A 17884-nucleotide genomic window follows, 5' to 3' on the forward strand; every position below is an offset into this window, starting at 1 on the left:
TCGTTTATCCCGAGCAAGCCCGAAGGTTTCCTTCCAGCCAGCATTGTTGTGCCCCCTCAAAAAGGGGGAAGTTTAACCTATTGAGATAATTAAATTTCTCGCATCTGAGTGACTGTGAGAAGTTTTCTGTGGCTTTCAGGAGAAATCAAGCGATGCCAGCAATTAACGGGGAACAAAGGCGGTCATTTCTGGCAAGCACGGGTCTTGCTGTCATCATTGCTGCAATGACGTCTGGTGCATATGCGCAGCAACAGCCTGCCGCAACTGATGCAGATGGCGTTAAACTGAATACAATCACCATTCAAAACCCAACTGCGGCTAAAGGCGACGCACCATATTCAACGCCTGCTGCAGTCAGCGCGATTTCAAAAGAAGAAATCAATCGCTATGGCGACGTAAAGCTCGATGATCTACTCCGTGATATACCCGGAACATTTACTCGTATTAACGGTTCACAGCCCGGTGTCGCAGTCAATATTCGCGGGTTTGAAGGATCCGGGCGCGTTAATACGATGATTGATGGCGTTCGCCAGAATTTCCGTTTTACAGGCCACGAAGCTTCTGGCTTTACATATGTAGACTCTAATCTTCTTGCAGATATTGACGTAAGCAGAGGTGCTGTCACAGGACTGGGTGGCGGTGCGCTCGCAGGCAGCGTCAATCTCCGCACCTTAGGTGTTGATGACATTGTGCGCCCAGGTCAGCAATATGGTGTATTGGGCCGTGCTTCATGGGGTAGCAATGGGGTCGGATTCTCGGAGATGCTTGCAGCAGGCGCCCGCGCAAATTCGATGGGTATTGCGGGAGCTATCAGCCATCGGGATTCCGATAACTATAAAAATGGTGATGGTATTGAACAAAATAATACGGGTCAGAAGCTAACTTCCGGCCTGATTAAAACTGAATTTGGTTTTGGCGAAGATCATAAACTGTCTCTGGGCGGCGTTTTTTATAAAAATGATTTTGGTGCCAATTCATATAATCAAACGATCAAAAACCAGACACTGACTGCTAACTACAGCTATAACCCTAGCGATAATGATCTGATCGATTTCCGTCTGAATGGTTATTATAACCGCCTTGATATGAACTACTTTGAAAACCTCAGTGGAGCATGGAGCGCGACAACAAGCGGGCGCGAAATCAGGGATATCGGACTGGGCTTCGATGCATCGAACACTTCTCGCTTCAACATTGATAAAGTTGCAGTAAAGTGGAATTACGGTGTTGAATATTTCCATGATAAAGTAACAGGCGAAAAGACCGGCGTTAATCCAGATAATGGACGCAGCACAGCTGGTGCTGTCTTCTCGGATACGACTCTCTCATATGGAATTGCAGACCTGACAGTCGGTTTACGCTATAACTTCTATAGCCTCGAGGGCGATGCAAAAGACGGTACATCGCTCGTTGACAAATCCTTCAATGCACTTGATCCACGTATTACTTTAGCATTCAACGCAACAAGCTGGTTGCAGCCTTATGTGACCTATTCACATTCAATGCGCAGCCCTACACTTCAGGAAACTATGGTTGGTGGCGTCCATCCTGGGAGCACTCAGGTTGGTTTCCGTGCTAATCCGGACCTTGAACCTGAAAAACAAAGGGGCTGGGAAATCGGTGCGAATATTCGCAAGGACGACCTGTTTACCGCAGGCGACAGCTTACGAATTAAAGCTAATTACTATAACATGAATGTTGAGAATTATATTGTAAGCTCAGGCTATAATGGCTGCAATCCATTCGGTCCTAACTGCCAGACCTGGTATACAAATGTCGATGGGGATTCACGCGTTCAGGGTGTTGAACTTCAAGCCGCATATGATGCAGGATTTGCATTTGCTGGTGTGACCTACACATACACGAAAGCTGATCTGCCACCGATCATGCCTGGACTGGGCGCCAGCCAATACCTCCCGGACAATATTTTCTCATTGTCAGGTGGAGCACGCTTCTTTGAACGTAAACTTACTGTTGGCGGTCGTTACAGTTATGTTTCCACTGGTGAAGTTGCGGGATATACAGGCGTGACAAAAAGCAATGAGAGCTATGGTCTGGTCGATATTTTCGCAAATTATAAGTTCACCGACAATATCGACTTAACACTCAAAGTTAACAACCTATTCGATAAGTCTTATACGCCTTTTCTCAGCACATCAGGATCAGGTCAGGGACGCACATTCCTCGTAGCGACACAGTTCCAGTTCTAAACATATTCGGGAGATTCAGGTCTCCCGAATATCACTCGTCGTATCTGTGATACCCACTCATCTCTGACCGCTGAAGTGGTGTTCATATTCCAGGATACGATGCGGCGAGTGCGGACCCTACCACCGCACTCGCCCACATTTGTCAGAATACAACAACGCAACTTCTGTTAGGATATTCTGCGACCCGTTTTATAGCCAATCCCTTTTTGAAAGAGAGGATCAGCAATGTTTATCGCAATGAACCGCTTCAAGGTAGTTATCGGTAATGAGGCCGAGTTTGAAACCGTATGGCGCAGTCGCGACTCACAGCTATCAGAACTTCCTGGCTTTGAAAGCTTTCATCTTTTGCGTGGCGCAACAAATGAAGAAGAAGGCTATACGCTTTATTCGTCACATACCGTGTGGAAAACACGTGAAGACTTCGTATTCTGGACAAAATCTGAACAGTTCAGAAATGCGCATCGCAATGCAGGCAACACCAAACCGCTCTATGCTGGCCCACCTCAGTTTGAGGGATTTGAAGCAGTTGAAGGCATTTAGACCGTCTTGAAGTGTCTTTTTCCACATGATGTGACGAAATGGCGCACAACTCATAAACAGGGCAAATTAAGCCCTGTTTTTCTTTATGTAAAAGCCTAATTAATGTTTAAAGATGGGCCCTTAACTCATATTTAGAATAATTCTAAGTTGTTGATTTTTAGAACGTTTCAAAAACATAAAATTTGACTCAATGATCTATTTCCGATCATAACCTGACTGAAATTGGTCAGTTTTAAAAGACTTATCCAAGACTACCTTTGATGTTTGGGCCTTTAACCCTAGCAATTGGAGGAACCTTTGTTTGGTTCAGCACGGCTAATAGCCACTACTAAAGTAAATTTTCGCACAAAAACTGCGATTTTTAACGTTGGCAATAATAACGACAAGAGAATCTCGCGTCGCCTTATAGGTTCTTTACAATCGCAGATCGTTGCCGATGCTGGAGTTTACTTTAAATGTTAGTCTGTAGCTGCAATGTTATTACCGATAAAGATATTGAGGCTGTCATTACGCAACTTCTTGATGAAGATTGCTGGCGTTTAATCGTGCCCGGGACAGTGTTTAATGCCATATCCAAGAGTGGTCGCTGCTGTGGCTGCTTCCCAAATGTCGTAGAAACGATCATAAGGGTTACTGAAGAATATCATCTTCGTCATAACCATATGGACGAAAACGTGGTTCTGTTCATGGACCGTGTGCGTTCTCTACGAGACAAATTCGGGAGTTCTTGGAATGAAAGGCGAACCAAAGGTCATCGAGCGGCTTAACGAGGCACTGTTTCTCGAACTTGGCGCTGTAAACCAGTATTGGTTGCATTATCGTCTGCTGAACGATTGGGGTTTCACGCGTCTTGCGAAGAAAGAACGCGAGGAATCCATTGAAGAAATGCAGCATGCGGACAAAATCATCGACCGCATTATTTTTCTTGAAGGCCACCCAAACCTTCAAACTGTTGCCCCTCTGCGGATCGGCCAGAATGTCAAGGAAGTGCTCGAAGCCGACCTTGCTGGTGAATATGACGCCCGCACTTCTTATAAGAAATCACGCGAAATCTGCGATGAGCTTGGCGACTATGTTTCCAAGCAGCTTTTCGATCAGCTTCTGGCTGATGAAGAAGGGCACATTGATTTTCTCGAAACCCAGCTCGAACTTCTCGAAAAAATCGGCGAAGAACGCTACGGCATGCTCAATGCCGCACCGGCTGATGCAGCAGAGTAGTTCAATTTAAGAAAATACATTAGAGCGCATTTTAATCTCATTGAATCAGATTAAAATGCGCTCAAAATCTTTATTTTGAAGTAGATATCTTTTTTCAAAGCGCATTTAACACTTTGAGGAATTTGTTCTAATTGTAAGCTGCGACTATATGATGAGCAACTAGCATCATCCTTCAAAGAATATTTCAGGAAATGGGGCAGCCACCTTAATCATAATAATGGATGCCTCGCTTTACCGATCTTGAGCTATTCATAAAGTTCGACTATTAGGTGTTTTGTACACCCTAATTTCAACGAACCCGGATGTTTCGTCGTGGATTTTGAGAACTATGATATTGTAATTGTTGGTGCCGGTTTTTTTGGCGCTACGATAGCTGAGCGCGTAGCCAGTCAACTGGGGCATAAAGTTCTCATTCTGGATCGCAGAGATCATATCGGTGGAAATGCCTATAGTGAAAATGATGCTCAGACGGGTATCGAAGTGCATAAATATGGTGCCCATCTTTTTCATACACCCAACAAGCTGGTTTGGGATTATTTAAACAATTTTACCAAGTTTACAGATTACAAGCATCGCGTGTACACGTCTTATAAAGATCAGGTTTACTCGATGCCGATCAATCTGGGCACTGTGTGCCAGTTTTTTGGCCGCCGCATGTCGCCACAGGAAGCGCAACAATTAATCCTGGAACAATCGCGGGAACTGGGTGAGAATAGACCAACGAACCTAGAGGAAAAAGCGATCTCTCTGATTGGTCGACCGCTCTATGAAGCATTTATTCGCGGTTATACTGCCAAACAATGGCAGACTGATCCGCGTGAACTCCCAGAGCATATTATTACGCGCTTACCTGTTCGCTATAATTTCGATAATCGCTACTTTAACGATGCCTATGAAGGTCTTCCTGTTGATGGATACACGGCGATATTTGAGAAAATGCTAGCTAATCCGCTAATTCACATCCAGACAGGTGTCGATTATTTTGAAGTCAAAGATCGAATTCCTGCTGGAACGCCCGTTGTTTATACGGGACCGATTGATAAATTTTATAATTATAGAGCTGGTGAACTTGGATGGCGTACCATTGATTTTGAACCTGAGATTCTGCAGATGGGAGACTATCAGGGTACAGCCGTCATGAATTACGCTGATGAGAATGTTCCTTTCACACGTATTTTGGAATTTAGGCACTTCAACCCAGAGCGTGACTATCAAAAAGAAAAGACGATTATCGTTCGGGAATATTCACGTTTTGCACAGCGGGATGACGAGCCGTATTACCCAATCGATACACAAAAAGACAAGAAGACTTATCTCGCATATAAAGAAATGGCTGATGCTGAAAGCGACGTTATTTTTGGTGGTCGTCTAGGTACGTACCGTTATCTTGATATGCATCAGGCAATAGGCGCTGCTTTGAAATGCTATGAGGCGACAGTTAAACCGCGTTTGACTTTAGGCTAACCGGCATGTCGGTATGATTAGACATAGCGATTGAGTGGAGGAACTCAGTCGCTATGTTTATATAAGTGTAAAATATTTTAAAGGAAGGCTTTGATTTGTCTGTCGCAATGGCCGTACTAACGTGCAACCGTCCAGATGATATTAATCGTCTTCTGAATGTATCGAAACAGTTAAAGCCGGAATTGGAATCGATCCATCTTGTTGATGCTGGCCAGAGTGGAAAACCGGACTATAATGGCTCCGACCTGATATATCACAAGTCGGAGATAAACTTGGGCGGTGCAGGCGGTTTTTCGTTTGCTATCCTCTCGGCACTAGCATCTGGTGCTGATTGGGTTTGGATTATGGATGATGATGCTTGCCCGATAGACATGGATTGTCTGAGATTACTTTTGGTTGGTGCCGAAAAGCATAATCTTGATGTAGTCTCTCCTTTGATCGTCTCACCACAGGATATCCATAGTACGGCATTTCCGTTCAAGATTAATGGTCGATTAACGATAGACCGCAAGGCCGTGCAAGAGCGTGAGTTTATTCCAAATTTAGCGCATTTTTTTAATGGGGCGCTCGTTCGGCGTGATGTCTTCTTCAGGATTGGACTTCCAGACATTAGGCTTTTTATTCGTGGTGATGAAGTGGATTTCTTACTAAGGTTGAGACGAGAAGGTGTGCGCTTTGGCACACTGACGACGGCTTTAGTGAGTCATCCTCCTGTCTGGGGAGAGATAGCTTCAATCATTGAAGACCGGCTTCAGTTGCTGATTCCAGAAACGAGTTTCAAAAAGTATTATTTTTTCCGCAACAGAGGGTATCTTGCTCGTCGACATCGCCGACCTCTGAGTTTTTTTGCGGATATTATCTTATACCCTTATTATTTTCTGATAAAAAATAAGTTGGATTGGCATGGCTTGAATGAATGGTGGCATGCTTTCTATGATGGGCTTCGTTATCGATTTGGTCGAAAGTTATAATTGTTTAAATGAGAGTACTATAAGGGAATGGTTACAAAGAACAAAGACAATCAAAATGTGGCTATCATTATAGTAACCTATAACAGACATGTTTTTTTGGAGGGGCTTCTAAATAGTATTGTTTCACTTGAGTGTAAACCAAAGTTTGTCATTATTGTAGACAACAATAGTGGGGAGCATACTAAAGATACTTTAAGAAATTTCTCTTCGAAAGATCTGGATTTTGAATTAATAGTAAAAAGTCTCGATGCCAATATTGGTGGTGCAGGAGGCTTTTCTGTTGGTGTACAAGAGGCCATGCAAACCACAGCGGATTGGTTTTGGCTCATGGACGATGATGTTATTGTTCTTCCTGACGGCTTGGAAAAGATGATGCGGTGGTCAGGACAGTTCAAATGTTTTCATGCAGGCAGGCAGGATCCTAACGGAAATCATTTTTTTTGCGAACAATGGGTTAGTGATAGTCTTGCAGTTCAGATACCATTTTTTAAAGATCCATATCAAGGAAAAGGATACTTCCTAAGCAATTATGGCTGCTTTGAAGGAATGATGGTGCACCGCAGTATCGTGGAGCTGATTGGAATACCTGATCCGCGATTTTTTATTGTTTGGGATGATGCGATCTATGGGTGGCTTGCTTCAAAACATACTGATGTTGCATTTATTGCTGATGAATGCCTTCAAAAAGTAAGGAAGCAGAGGCAGGTAAGTCTGGGTTTGAGGCATCTGAATGACTCTAGTAATATTTCCAGATATTATGCGATCAGAAACAGAAGGCTTATCAAAGAGTATTATAAGAAGTATAGAAGTTACATTCCGTTTCTTTTTGAATTTGGATCTATCCTAGTGTTTAATAAAGAGTTTATACGAATGTTAATCGTTGAAAGAAGTCTAAAAGGATTTCCGAGTCTTGTAAAAGGGTTATTCGCAGATAATATATGATTTTAAACTATATTGGGTTTGCTGGAAGTTCAAATTTGTGAGAAAGTAGAGTTATTGAGCTATTCCTGACCAAGTAGAGGGATTTGGCACTGGTTATGGCTTGCCGTTTCAACTTGATTGGGCATTTGTGGCGCAAAGATGAGTGCCTTCTATTTGGATTATAGAAGGCGTCGATATATTGTCCAATGGCGTTTTTGGCGTGGACCCTTGTTTTGAACACTGTTCGCCAAATCAGCTCAGATTGAATAGTCTTGAAGTCAGTTCCTACCTTGCACTGTCATAGCAATTATCTTTGCCGATCATCGACAGTATGCGGATGGGTATGGCTCGTCGAAAGGCCGCCAACGCCAAGTCTTGCTTGAAGCGGTCACCGGTGACTTACCCATGCGTGGACTTCTGTAGGTTACATGTGAGGCGGCGAAATGCTTCCGGATAGAGGTAGCAGAGCCAATCCTGTCAAAGGTTAGAATTTCAGTCCCAACGCTTTTAGGGAAAGTCCAGTTTTCATCTTAATCAAATTTACGACAAGCGCCTACCTTGATAAACTGCTCGTTTTACTTGATTGGCTATATTCGTAAAAAGTCTACAGTGAATCTAACCGCTTCTAATAAATCCCGGCTATCGCTTGACGCATGGAAAGTCAGAACGTAATGGTGTTACGACGGTTCCCCAACCGAGAGCGAAGGGGATTAATAGGGAACACGGTGAGGACGACCCAAAAGGGACTGAGACCGTGGCTGCCCCCGCAACTGTAAGCGGATTGCCGTTCATCCTTGTGACGTTGAAACGTCATGTCACTGAGCTTGTCAAAGTTCGGGAAGGCAGATGAACAGCGGATATTCGTAAGCCAGGAGACCTGCCGTCTAACGTAGTCCATTGTCACGGGCGGGGATGCCCGGAGCAGGAGTTGGTTATGACAGCTTTTAACGTCCTCAGACGTTGCTTTTCTTTGTCATTCATATCCCCGGATATGTCCGTTCTCTTCACGCGCCGGATCACTTCCGCCGTTTGATACGGCTTTTCTCACATCATTTCGGGGATTCAAATGAAACTCATCGGCAAATTGCCGTTTGGCGCAATCTTTGGCGCTGTAACCCTTTTCACAACTGGTTATGCTGTGCAGGCAGCTGAAACGCAATATCCGCTTACGCTTAAAAATTGTGCGCGTGATGTGACGTTTAAACATGCACCGGAACGTGCGGTAGCGGTCGGACAAAGCAGTGCAGAGATTATGTATCTGCTTGGCTTAGGCGATAAAATGGTCGGCACAGCCTTGTGGGTTGGTCCTGTTCTGAAAGGTTATGAAGAAGCCAATGCCAAGGTGAAACGCCTTGCCGATAATGATCCGAGCTTTGAAAGCATTCTGGCAGAAAAACCAGACCTGATTGCCAACCAGTTTCAGTGGCAGATCGGGCCAGAGGGTGTCGTAGCAAAGGCCGAGCAGTTTGAAGAGCTTGGTGTCCCTGTCTATACTTCACCGGCTGATTGCATTGGTAAAGACAATTCGGATGGTGGTGATGGTGTTCGCCACGACGCTTTCAGCATGGATCAGGTCTATCAGGAAATTGATGAACTGGCACAGATTTTCAATGTGCAGGATCGTGGTGTAAAGGTTGTTGCTGAGCTGAAAGCACGTGAAGAAGCGGCACGCAACAAGATTGCATCTGCGGATGGCAAGCTTTCGGCTGTCGTTTGGTTCTCCAGTGCGGAACTGGACATTGATCCCTATGTTGCAGGCAAGAATGGTGCTCCGGCCTATATTCTGAAAACGCTCGGTATCAACAATATCATCGATAGCGAGGAAGAGTGGCCGACTGTTGGTTGGGAAACCATTGCCAAGGCTAATCCGACGATTATAGTTGCCGGTGCAATGGATCGTCGCCGGTTTCCGGCAGATGATGTGGCGGTAAAACGTGAGTTTTTGAAGACCGATCCGGTTGCAAGCCTCATGCCTGCTGTGAAAGACGGCTATGTCTTTGATATGGATGCACAGGCGATGAACCCGACCATCCGTACCATTGAAGGTATCGAGACGCTGGCAGACGCCATTGCAGCTTCAGGCCTGGGCAAGTGACAACACGCTCAGCCATGGTTGCTGGCAAGCCATCCAGAAGGACAAGTGGCAGGCTGTTTTTTACAGCCCTGGCGCTTGCCTTGTTGCTGGGCTCATTGTGGCTGGGCGCTGCCATCGGGGAAACCGCCATTCCTTTTGACGTGGTAGCAAAAACCATTGCCAATCGCATGTGGAATGCCGGTTATTCGATTGAGCCTATCGATGAGGGTATCGTCTGGAGCTATCGTCTCAGCCGCGCAGTGGTGGCTGCCTGCTGCGGTGCGGCTCTTGCCATGTCGGGCGTGATCTTGCAATCGCTGCTGCGAAACCCTCTTGCCGACCCTTATATTCTTGGTATTTCGGCAGGCGCGTCCACAGGGGCTGTTGGTGTTGCAATTCTCGGTATTGGTGCCGGTATGTTATCATTGTCAGTAGGCGCATTCATGGGGGCAATTGTTGCCTTTGTGCTTGTTTCCCTGCTGGCACTGAGGGCAGGGCGCGGCAATGGCACGATCATTCTTGCCGGCATTGCAGGTTCGCAGCTATTCAATGCGCTGACCTCATTCATCGTGACCAAAGCTGCAAATGCCGAGCAGGCGAGGGGGATCATGTTCTGGCTTCTGGGCAATTTGTCCGGTGTGCGCTGGCCGGATGTGATGCTTGCGCTTCCTGCGTGTCTTATCGGGCTTGCCATCTGCCTCTGGCATGCACGCGCTCTTGATGCTTTTACCTTCGGTTCTGAATCGGCTGCATCGCTTGGTATTCCTGTGCGTCGTGTCTATGTCGTGTTGATTGGTGTCAGTGCGATGATGACTGCGGTGATGGTTTCCATCGTTGGATCCATTGGCTTTATTGGCTTGGTAATTCCGCACGCAGCCCGCATGGTGGCGGGCGTAAGACATGGCCGAATGTTGCCGGTGGCCGCATTGATCGGAGCAATTTTCATGATTATTGCCGATATTATTTCCAGAATTATTATTCCGGGGCAAGTCTTGCCTATCGGGGTTATTACTGCACTGTTCGGCGCTCCAGCCTTTGCATTCCTGCTCGGGCAGAGAAGGGCAAAAACATGATGCTTTCAGCGCATAATGTAAGCTGGTCGACCAGTGGTGTCGAAATTCTGCATAATATATCGCTGGATGTAAAAGCGGGTGAATTTCTTGGTTTGATCGGGCCAAACGGGTCAGGCAAGACAAGTTTTCTGTCGCTTCTTTCAGGTGTGCGTCATAGTCGCTCCGGCGAAGTGAGGCTGAACGGTAGGTCGATCAGTGAACTCAAGCGCCGGGAGATTGCCCGTAAACTGGCGCTTGTCGAACAGCAGGCCGGAACCACTGATCGAATTACTGCCCGGCAGGCAGTGGAACTTGGTCGAACTCCCTATCTTGGCGCTCTTTCACCCTGGTCGCAGGAAGATGATGAGATTGTCGATCGTGCTTTACGCAATGTGGATATGACGCATCTTGCGGATCGTTTATGGCATACGCTTTCAGGCGGGGAACGCCAGCGTGTCCATATTGCGCGTGCACTTGCACAGGAACCTGAAATCCTGCTTCTCGACGAGCCGACAAATCATCTCGACATTGGCCATCAAATCGGGTTGCTTGATCTTGTAAGCCGCCAAAAACTGACAGTGGTTGCGGCACTCCATGATCTTAATCATGCGGCCATGTTCTGTGATCGCATAGGTGTCATGAACAAAGGTCGCCTTGTAGCACTGGGTACGCCGCGCGATGTGCTGCAAGCAGACTGTATCAGCCGTGTCTTTGGTGTCGAGGTTGATGTGGAAGAATATGGCTTGAACGGTTGCCATATTCGCTATCATGCACCTGCTAGTATGGCGGACCCGAAATTCGTATCACTGTATTGCAATTAACTAAACGAATTTCGGGTCCAAAGCCATACTAGTAAACTATTGAATCTAGTGTGGTTTACGGACTTGAAGTTCCTAAACGGGAATGCAAGACAAATGATAGGAACTTCAAATCCACCACACTAGTATCAGGTCTCATTGCGAAAGCTTGGAACCGGCCCCCAGAACAAGTTACATGTGAAATTAATTGGAGAATTTCTAGCGATTCATCTTAATCCGGAAATACTCTGACCCTGAACAATGCGCATAAATATGATTGGTATGAAAATGAGTAAACGGCTTTTCTTTGCAGCAGCAATTCTGGTTTTTTCTGCATTACCAGCGCTTGCAGAGACTTTTGAAGTTAAAATGATGAACAGGGGTGAAAAAGGTTCAATGGTATTTGAGCCTGACTTTTTGAAAGTAGCTCCGGGTGACAAAGTAAAGTTTATCGCGACCAACAAAAGTCATAATGCAGCGACCATTGATGGCATGGTTCCTGAAGGAAATCCGGGCTTTAAAGGAAAGATCAATGAAGAAATTGAAGTGACTTTTGATCAGCCAGGTTTTTACGGCATCAAGTGTTCGCCGCATTATGGCATGGGTATGGTGATGATGATCAAGGTCGGCGAAGCAGAACTTCCCAAGAGTTACATGAATGTAAAGTTCCCTCCGCGAGCAAAGGTACGATTTGAAGAAATATTTACTCAAGTTAATAGCAATAAATAGTGAGTATTTATAAGATTATACTCATATATGGTGCAGATATATCTGTGAAAAACACAAAATATGTGTTTTTTACTTAGGATTATCACGATATTGTGAGCGCCGGTGTTAACAATCTGTTTCCATTTTGTTGACAGTTTGATTATACGACACCATGTTGCATTCAGGCGAGCATTCTCTTCATTGAGAGAATGTCACTAGAATAACTGAAATAATCATATTTTGATTGTGCAGTTATTCTAGAGATTGAATGTAAGAACCATAACGGATTTGTGGGTCCGCTATGGTTCACTTTGGATGAAGTATAAATAATTGGCATACTTGTTTCTGCAAAGGCAGGTCCATAAACAAGTATGTGGCGAATGTTATATTAAAAATAAATATTGTAAGTATATTGAGCGGCGGCCTGACATTTGACAGGTCGCCGTTAATTTATGGATGCTGAGCACCGGTTACTGTGAGATAGATCGCATATAATGATTTGGTCGCCGCTATAAAAAGCCGGTTACGGCGTGGCCCGCCAAAGGTAATGTTTGCGACAGTCTGTGGTGTTCTGATTTTGCCGAGCAATTCGCCTTCTGGCGAGAAGCAATGTACGCCATCGCCCGCGCTGGACCACAGATTGCCCGCGGTGTCGAGGCGAAAGCCATCCGGCAAACCATTGTCAATTGTGCAAAACACCTTGCCGCCGGTGACACGTTTTCCATTGTCTGCAACATCAAAAACACGGATATGACGGGGCGCTGTTTCATCATGACTATAGGCACTGTCAGCCACAAAAAGTCTGGTTTCATCCGGCGAAAAGGCCAGTCCGTTGGGCTGTTCAAAGTCTGTTATAACAGCCGTTAGCTCGTTACTTTCAGGGTCAAAACGATAGACATTGCGGGTTGGCTGCTCGGGTTCTGCCTTATAGCCTTCATAATCTGCCATAATGCCGTAGGTCGGGTCGGTAAACCAGATGCTGCCATCAGAACGCACAATAACATCATTCGGCGCGTTGAGTTTTTTGCCCTGATAGCTGTCTGCAATGACGGTTATGCTGCCATCGACTTCCGTGCGGGTGACACGACGACCGCCATGTTCACAGGAGACAAGCCGTCCTTCACGGTCGCGCGTATTGCCATTGGCGAAGTTGGAAGGTTGGCGGAAGGTGGAAACACCACTGTCCGGCAGCCAGCGCAAAATACGTTGATTGGGTATATCGCTCCATAGCAGGCAGTTCATATCTCCGAACCAGATTGGCCCCTCAGCCCAGCGACAATCGCTGTAAAGTTCGTCAAGACTGGCGCTCGGCACGATCATCTGTTTGAAACGGTTATCATGAATTTCGTAAATAGAAGGATTTTGCGACAAGGAAATTACTCCGGGGAATGCTGTTTAACGCTCAGGCCTGCGGCTGCTGGCAAGGAAAATAACCGCAATGATGGTAAGCCCTGTCAGGACCAGACGCACACCGGCGCCAAAACCATAGGTGTTGAGCATTGAAACTATAAGAAACATGAAGAGCGCTGCACCCCAAATACCAGGGATATTGGAATCGCCACCCGCAACAGCTGTGCCGCCGATAATGACGACTGCAATCGACATAAGAAGATATTCAGTCCCCATATTGAGTGCAGCACCGCCTGAGAAGCAGGCCAGCAGGAAACCACAGAGCGAAGCCAGAACCGCACAGAGCAGATAGGTGATGAAGCGTGTACCATCAACCGGAACACCTGCCATACGGGCCGCGAACGGGTTTTGCCCGATTGCTGAAATCCAGCGGCCATAAATGCTTTTCTTGAGAAGAACCCAGCCCAGGACCGACAGAAGCAGCGCCACGATTGCTACATTGGGAATGCCATAGATGGACGAAGTGGTGAATTGCGCCAGCACTTCAGGAGGCTTTACGCGTAAGCCGCGATTGCTCCATATAGCCGTTGACTGGATCAGGAAGCTCATCGACAGGGTGGCTATAATGGGCGGAATACGCAGCAGTTTGATCAGCGCATAATTGCAAATGCCAATGCCAAGACCAATAAAGAGCGCCACTGCAAGCCCCGCCAGCACCATGCTGTCGTGCGAGTCCATCAATTTGAGTGCCAGTGTTGCAGCAAGGGTCATGGTTGCAGGCACGGAGAGATCGATATTCCCGGGGCCGAGTGTGATTACAAACATCTGCCCCAGACCAACGATCACCGAGAAGGATGCGAAGGTGAAGGCAGCATGAGACAGTCCTGCAGCGCCGCTTCCGCCGGTAAATAATATGGTTATGATCCAGACAGCTATGGTTGCAATAAATGACCATATCCAAGGACGATTTGTGAGAAGTGTAACCGCGTTCATTGCTTTTTCCCCTGACGGTCGAGGCGATTGAGGAAGAGGCGTAGCGCAAGAACCAGAATGAGGATTCCCCCCTGTGCACCAATCTGCCAATCGGGAGAAATGCGCATGAAGGAAAGAAATGAACCTGCAAGTGTGAGTGTCAATGCGCCAATGACGGCACCTATGGGTGAAATGCGTCCGCCTACGAATTCGCCGCCGCCCAAAATAACACCGGCAATTGAAAGCAGGGTATAACGCAGCGCGATATTGGCATCTGCCGAAGTTGTAAGACCTACAAGGGCGATACCGGCAAGAATAGCAAAGAAAGCGGCAAGTGCGTAAGTTCCGGCGCGGATGGCAGTGATAGACCAGCCTGCACGTTCGATCGAACGGTTATTGCCACCGGCACCACGCATCAAAACACCAAAGGTTGTGCGCATGACGATGAAATGTGTCACGATGGCAATCAGTATGCTTGCGACAATGGCCATAGGCACAAAGGGGGGCTTCGTTGTCATAATCCACCGTGCCCAGTCAGGTGCCTGACCACCAGGAGATGGTAAAAGCAAAACAGCCAGTCCACCCCAGACAAAGCTCATACCAAGTGTCACGACAATGGAAGGCAGATTGCGCAGGTGGATAATGGCCCCCAGTGCTGCATAGGTTGCGATTGCGGCCGCAAGGATCAGAACACCGATCACGGGATCGGTATTGAGATAGGTTGCGGCAACACAGACCACAAAACTCACGAACGTTCCCATCGACAGGTCAAGGTCGTTGACTGCCATGATGAGCATCTGTGCGATGGTTGCGAGCGCAATCGGCACTGCCAGATTGAACAACAGGTTGAGGCCGGTATAGCTCATCGCACGCGGTTGCATGTAGAAAACTGCAGCCAATAGCAGCACAAGCGAGAAAACCGGCGTGAGCAGGCGAAGAGATGAAGCGGAAAGACGCATTATTCGTGTCCTCCCTCAAAGGATGCAGCAAGCACGTTTTTTTCCGTAATTTCGTCGCCGATAAGTTCTGTCACGATTGCACCGTCCCGGAAGACATAGACGCGATCACACAATTCTATCTCGTCCATTTCGGTAGAGTACCAGACAAAGGTTCGGCCTTTTTCAGCTTCATTGCGCAGGATTTCATAGACTTCCTGTTTGGTGCCGACATCAACACCGCGCATGGGGTCATCCATCAGGATAGAGCCTGCACTCGTGGCAAGTGCACGGGCGAAAAGAACTTTTTGCTGATTGCCACCGGAAAGCGATAATATGCGATTGCCCATATCCGGTGTACGGATCTGGATTTTGTCTTTCCATTGATTGCCAAGCTGATCTTCCTGCGTCTGATCGACAAGTTTTAACGATGAAAGGCGATCAAGCGAGCTGATGGTGAGATTGTGCAGAATACTCCAGAGTGGAAATGTACCGTTCAAGCTGCGATCACCCGCTACGAAAGCAATCTCGCAATTGCGTGCCGGCAACCAGTTTGGCCGTCGAGCATAATAGAGATCAAGCAGCATTTTTGTCTGGCCATGACCGGCAAGGCCTGCAAGACCTATAACTTCGCCTTTGAAAGCCTGAAACGGCTTGATGTCGTTGGGGCGTTTTTGTGCACGCAGAACAGGCTGGCTTGTTGTATCGGTTGTTGCAATACGACGAGCGGTTTTTTCACGTTCAACGCTGCCCATCGCCTCGACAAGGCTGCGGTTTGTGAATTCGCCAGCTTCACGATTGGCGACAACCTTGCCGTCTTTCATGACGACAATACGGTCAGAGGTCGAAAGAATTTCTCCGAGCATATGTGATATGAGAATAACCGAGCCACCAGTGCTGACGAAGCTGCGGACATAAGTCATCAGCTGGGCGGCGATGCCAGCATCAAGCGATGAAGTGGGTTCATCAAGTATGACAAGCCTGGGTGATGATCCGGGTGCTGTGAAGTTAATTGCGATTTCCACCATTTGCCGCTCGGCAATCGAAAGTTCATCGACCGTTGCAGCACAATCAATTTTATGGCCGGGGAAAATTTCGTTGAGCTTTCTGGCAATGAGATCAACAGCTTTGCCGCGCCAGTTCGCACCTGTCAGGTCGCGTTGCATGATGCGGACATTTTCGGCAATTGTCAGATTGGGAAAAAGCGATAATTCCTGAAAGACGCAGCGTATGCCATGTTTGCGTGCAGTGGCTACACCATGGCCGGTTTCGCCATGATAGGAGAGAGTGCCCTCATGCGGAGAAAGCCCACCATTTATGACATTGACGATGGTGGATTTGCCTGCGCCATTATGGCCGACAAGCCCCACACATTCACCTTCATGGATTACGAGTTCAGCGCCATCCAATGCTTTTACTGCACCGAACTGCACGCGAATATTGCGTGCGGCGACAACCTCGCTTTTGTCGATTGAATGAGACATGCATCCGAACTGTATTGGAGATAAGGGAGGGCAGACATTCCCTGTCTGCCCTTTGGAAAGAAGGTTCTATTTTGCGTCAGCAATGACCTTTTGAGCATCTTCCAGCGAATATTCGACATTCGCGACGCCGCCCTTCTGCGTGTTGCCCAGTTCCTTGTCGAGCGTGTCCTGCGTGATGCTCAGGAAGGGAACGACGAGGTCTTTCTTGACTTCCTTGCCGTCAAGAATCTGCTGTGCGACCCAGAAAGCAAGTGTTGAAACACCTGGAGCAATCGAAACCGACATGGTTTCGTAACCATTGGCATCTTTTTGCTGTTTCCACCACTGCAATTCGTCTTCACGGTTGCCCATGATGATGATTGGCGTTTCACGCTTTGCAGCGGCAAAAGCCTGTGCTGCACCATATCCGTCACCGCCTTGTGTTACGACGGCATCAATTTTCGGCAGACTTGGTAAAACACCGGCGACAGCGCGTTGCGCAACATCCGCAGCCCAATCGCCATGGACAGAACCAACGATCTTGAACTTTGGATGCTTCTTTACACCTTCTTCTATGCCAGCATGTATTTCATCATCAACGGAAACGCCTGCAAGTCCGCGAATTTCAAGCAGGTTTCCGCCTTCCGGCAAGCGTTTTGCAAGATAATCGATCTGGCCTTCACCAATAGCCTTGAAGTCAACCGCAATGCGCCATGCGCAAGGTTCCGTCACAATACCATCGAAAGAAACAACTGTAATGCCAGCATCACAGGCTTCCTTGACGGCACCGTTAAGCGCTGTTGGCGATGCGGCATTGATGACGATGGCATCATATCCCTGAAGGATCATGTTCTGAATTTGTGCGGCTTGTTCCGTAGCCTGATTTTCAGCCGTGGTGAAAGCATCAGCGGCTGAAACTATGCCTGTATTGACGGCTTCCTTTGTCACCTTGTCCCAGCTTTGCAGCATGGCCTGACGCCATGAATTGCCGGCATAATTATTGGAGAAAGCGATCTTTTTTGATGATGTATCGGCAAATGCGCTGCCGCTCGCCATAAGAGCGGCCAATGCAGCAGACGCCAAAAGAATTTTCCCAAGCTTCATTTTATTCCTCCCGGTTGTAAAAATTCGTTCTACAGCGTCTGAAAACGATGCAGATCGTTTGAACTTGTAAAATGGCGCGAAGCCTCCCGCACCGCTGCTCCTCAA

Annotated in this window: 16 protein-coding genes, 1 pseudogene and 1 riboswitch; of the genes and pseudogenes, 11 read left to right on the forward strand and 6 right to left on the reverse strand. The window is 47.2% G+C overall.

The window, feature by feature from the left end; genetic code table 11:
• Positions 1 to 152: 152 nt before the first annotated feature.
• From FHY56_RS00635 to FHY56_RS00665, 7 genes are all read left to right on the forward strand, one after another.
• Entirely contained in the window at positions 153 to 2210 is a 2058-nt protein-coding gene (locus tag FHY56_RS00635; protein WP_140903251.1) for a TonB-dependent receptor domain-containing protein, read from the forward strand.
• A 225-nt stretch (positions 2211 to 2435) separates the two neighbouring features.
• Positions 2436 to 2750 (forward strand): heme-degrading protein HmuQ, encoded by a 315-nt coding sequence (locus FHY56_RS00640; protein WP_140903252.1) that lies wholly within the window; start codon positions 2436 to 2438, stop codon positions 2748 to 2750.
• A gap of 455 nt (positions 2751 to 3205) precedes the next feature.
• Positions 3206 to 3517, forward strand: coding sequence for a (2Fe-2S)-binding protein (locus FHY56_RS00645; protein ID WP_140903253.1), 312 nt, complete (start codon positions 3206 to 3208; stop codon positions 3515 to 3517).
• A complete protein-coding gene (gene bfr / locus FHY56_RS00650; RefSeq protein ID WP_140903254.1) occupies positions 3483 to 3968 on the forward strand; it encodes a bacterioferritin in 486 nt (161 codons plus the stop codon). Before FHY56_RS00645 ends, bfr begins: the two co-directional genes overlap by 35 nt.
• Positions 3969 to 4280: 312 nt before the next feature.
• On the forward strand, positions 4281 to 5432 hold the full coding sequence (gene glf, locus FHY56_RS00655; protein ID WP_140903255.1) for a UDP-galactopyranose mutase: 1152 nt from the start codon (positions 4281 to 4283) through the stop codon (positions 5430 to 5432).
• 95 nt (positions 5433 to 5527) lie between these two features.
• The gene (locus tag FHY56_RS00660; protein ID WP_210240044.1) at positions 5528 to 6403 is read left to right on the forward strand and encodes a glycosyltransferase; all 876 of its coding nucleotides are present in this window, start codon (positions 5528 to 5530) and stop codon (positions 6401 to 6403) included.
• 27 nt (positions 6404 to 6430) lie between these two features.
• Positions 6431 to 7345, forward strand: a complete 915-nt coding sequence (locus FHY56_RS00665) for a glycosyltransferase (RefSeq protein ID WP_140903256.1) — start codon at positions 6431 to 6433, stop codon at positions 7343 to 7345.
• A gap of 118 nt (positions 7346 to 7463) precedes the next feature.
• Here the strand turns inward: FHY56_RS00665 and FHY56_RS18090 are convergent.
• Positions 7464 to 7720: pseudogene (locus tag FHY56_RS18090) on the reverse strand (IS3 family transposase); the annotation flags it as partial.
• 270 nt (positions 7721 to 7990) lie between these two features.
• Positions 7991 to 8222, forward strand: a riboswitch (cobalamin riboswitch).
• A gap of 168 nt (positions 8223 to 8390) precedes the next feature.
• Between FHY56_RS18090 and FHY56_RS00675 the strand changes: the two are divergent.
• The 4 genes from FHY56_RS00675 (at position 8391) to FHY56_RS00690 (ending at position 11976) form a co-directional block, all read left to right on the forward strand.
• A complete protein-coding gene (locus FHY56_RS00675) occupies positions 8391 to 9419 on the forward strand; it encodes an ABC transporter substrate-binding protein (protein ID WP_140903257.1) in 1029 nt (342 codons plus the stop codon).
• Positions 9416 to 10471: a FecCD family ABC transporter permease gene (locus tag FHY56_RS00680; protein WP_376889989.1), complete on the forward strand. Its 1056-nt coding sequence runs from the start codon at positions 9416 to 9418 to the stop codon at positions 10469 to 10471. Before FHY56_RS00675 ends, FHY56_RS00680 begins: the two co-directional genes overlap by 4 nt.
• Positions 10468 to 11271 carry an ABC transporter ATP-binding protein gene (locus tag FHY56_RS00685; protein WP_140903258.1) on the forward strand — a complete coding sequence of 268 codons (804 nt, stop codon included), beginning with the start codon at positions 10468 to 10470 and terminating at the stop codon, positions 11269 to 11271. The genes FHY56_RS00680 and FHY56_RS00685 overlap by 4 nt, the downstream gene beginning before the upstream one ends.
• A 258-nt stretch (positions 11272 to 11529) precedes the next feature.
• A complete protein-coding gene (locus FHY56_RS00690) occupies positions 11530 to 11976 on the forward strand; it encodes a pseudoazurin (protein WP_140903533.1) in 447 nt (148 codons plus the stop codon).
• Positions 11977 to 12405: 429 nt separating this feature from the next.
• Here FHY56_RS00690 and FHY56_RS00695 read toward each other — a convergent pair whose 3' ends face one another.
• The 5 genes from FHY56_RS00695 to FHY56_RS00715 all read right to left on the reverse strand — a co-directional run bounded on the left by FHY56_RS00695 (position 12406) and on the right by FHY56_RS00715 (position 17779).
• Positions 12406 to 13275 carry an SMP-30/gluconolactonase/LRE family protein gene (locus FHY56_RS00695; protein WP_140903534.1) on the reverse strand — a complete coding sequence of 290 codons (870 nt, stop codon included), beginning with the start codon at positions 13273 to 13275 and terminating at the stop codon, positions 12406 to 12408.
• A gap of 75 nt (positions 13276 to 13350) precedes the next feature.
• The gene (locus tag FHY56_RS00700) at positions 13351 to 14298 is read right to left on the reverse strand and encodes an ABC transporter permease (protein ID WP_140903259.1); all 948 of its coding nucleotides are present in this window, start codon (positions 14296 to 14298) and stop codon (positions 13351 to 13353) included.
• Positions 14295 to 15236, reverse strand: coding sequence for an ABC transporter permease (locus FHY56_RS00705; RefSeq protein ID WP_140903260.1), 942 nt, complete (start codon positions 15234 to 15236; stop codon positions 14295 to 14297). The genes FHY56_RS00700 and FHY56_RS00705 overlap by 4 nt, the downstream gene beginning before the upstream one ends.
• A complete protein-coding gene (locus tag FHY56_RS00710; RefSeq protein WP_140903261.1) occupies positions 15236 to 16696 on the reverse strand; it encodes a sugar ABC transporter ATP-binding protein in 1461 nt (486 codons plus the stop codon). The genes FHY56_RS00705 and FHY56_RS00710 overlap by 1 nt, the downstream gene beginning before the upstream one ends.
• Before the next feature lie 66 nt (positions 16697 to 16762).
• A complete protein-coding gene (locus tag FHY56_RS00715; RefSeq protein ID WP_140903262.1) occupies positions 16763 to 17779 on the reverse strand; it encodes an ABC transporter substrate-binding protein in 1017 nt (338 codons plus the stop codon).
• Positions 17780 to 17884 lie beyond the last annotated feature (105 nt).

The organism is Brucella gallinifaecis, assembly GCF_006476605.1.
Classification (GTDB): Bacteria; Pseudomonadota; Alphaproteobacteria; order Rhizobiales; family Rhizobiaceae; genus Brucella; species Brucella gallinifaecis.

Excerpts from the sequence above, each read along its gene's own strand:
- FHY56_RS00705 (WP_140903260.1), bottom strand. The coding sequence starts at position 15,236 with ATGCGTCTTTCCGCTTCATCTCTTCGCCTGCTCACGCCGGTTTTCTCG.
- FHY56_RS00685 (WP_140903258.1), top strand. The coding sequence starts at position 10,468 with ATGATGCTTTCAGCGCATAATGTAAGCTGGTCGACCAGTGGTGTCGAA.
- FHY56_RS00710 (WP_140903261.1), bottom strand. The coding sequence starts at position 16,696 with ATGTCTCATTCAATCGACAAAAGCGAGGTTGTCGCCGCACGCAATATT.
- FHY56_RS00635 (WP_140903251.1), top strand. The coding sequence starts at position 153 with ATGCCAGCAATTAACGGGGAACAAAGGCGGTCATTTCTGGCAAGCACG.
- bfr (WP_140903254.1), top strand. The coding sequence starts at position 3,483 with ATGAAAGGCGAACCAAAGGTCATCGAGCGGCTTAACGAGGCACTGTTT.
- FHY56_RS00695 (WP_140903534.1), bottom strand. The coding sequence starts at position 13,275 with ATGATCGTGCCGAGCGCCAGTCTTGACGAACTTTACAGCGATTGTCGC.
- FHY56_RS00690 (WP_140903533.1), top strand. The coding sequence starts at position 11,530 with ATGAAAATGAGTAAACGGCTTTTCTTTGCAGCAGCAATTCTGGTTTTT.
- FHY56_RS00665 (WP_140903256.1), top strand. The coding sequence starts at position 6,431 with ATGGTTACAAAGAACAAAGACAATCAAAATGTGGCTATCATTATAGTA.
- FHY56_RS00715 (WP_140903262.1), bottom strand. The coding sequence starts at position 17,779 with ATGAAGCTTGGGAAAATTCTTTTGGCGTCTGCTGCATTGGCCGCTCTT.
- FHY56_RS00645 (WP_140903253.1), top strand. The coding sequence starts at position 3,206 with ATGTTAGTCTGTAGCTGCAATGTTATTACCGATAAAGATATTGAGGCT.
- FHY56_RS00700 (WP_140903259.1), bottom strand. The coding sequence starts at position 14,298 with ATGAACGCGGTTACACTTCTCACAAATCGTCCTTGGATATGGTCATTT.
- FHY56_RS00675 (WP_140903257.1), top strand. The coding sequence starts at position 8,391 with ATGAAACTCATCGGCAAATTGCCGTTTGGCGCAATCTTTGGCGCTGTA.
- FHY56_RS00640 (WP_140903252.1), top strand. The coding sequence starts at position 2,436 with ATGTTTATCGCAATGAACCGCTTCAAGGTAGTTATCGGTAATGAGGCC.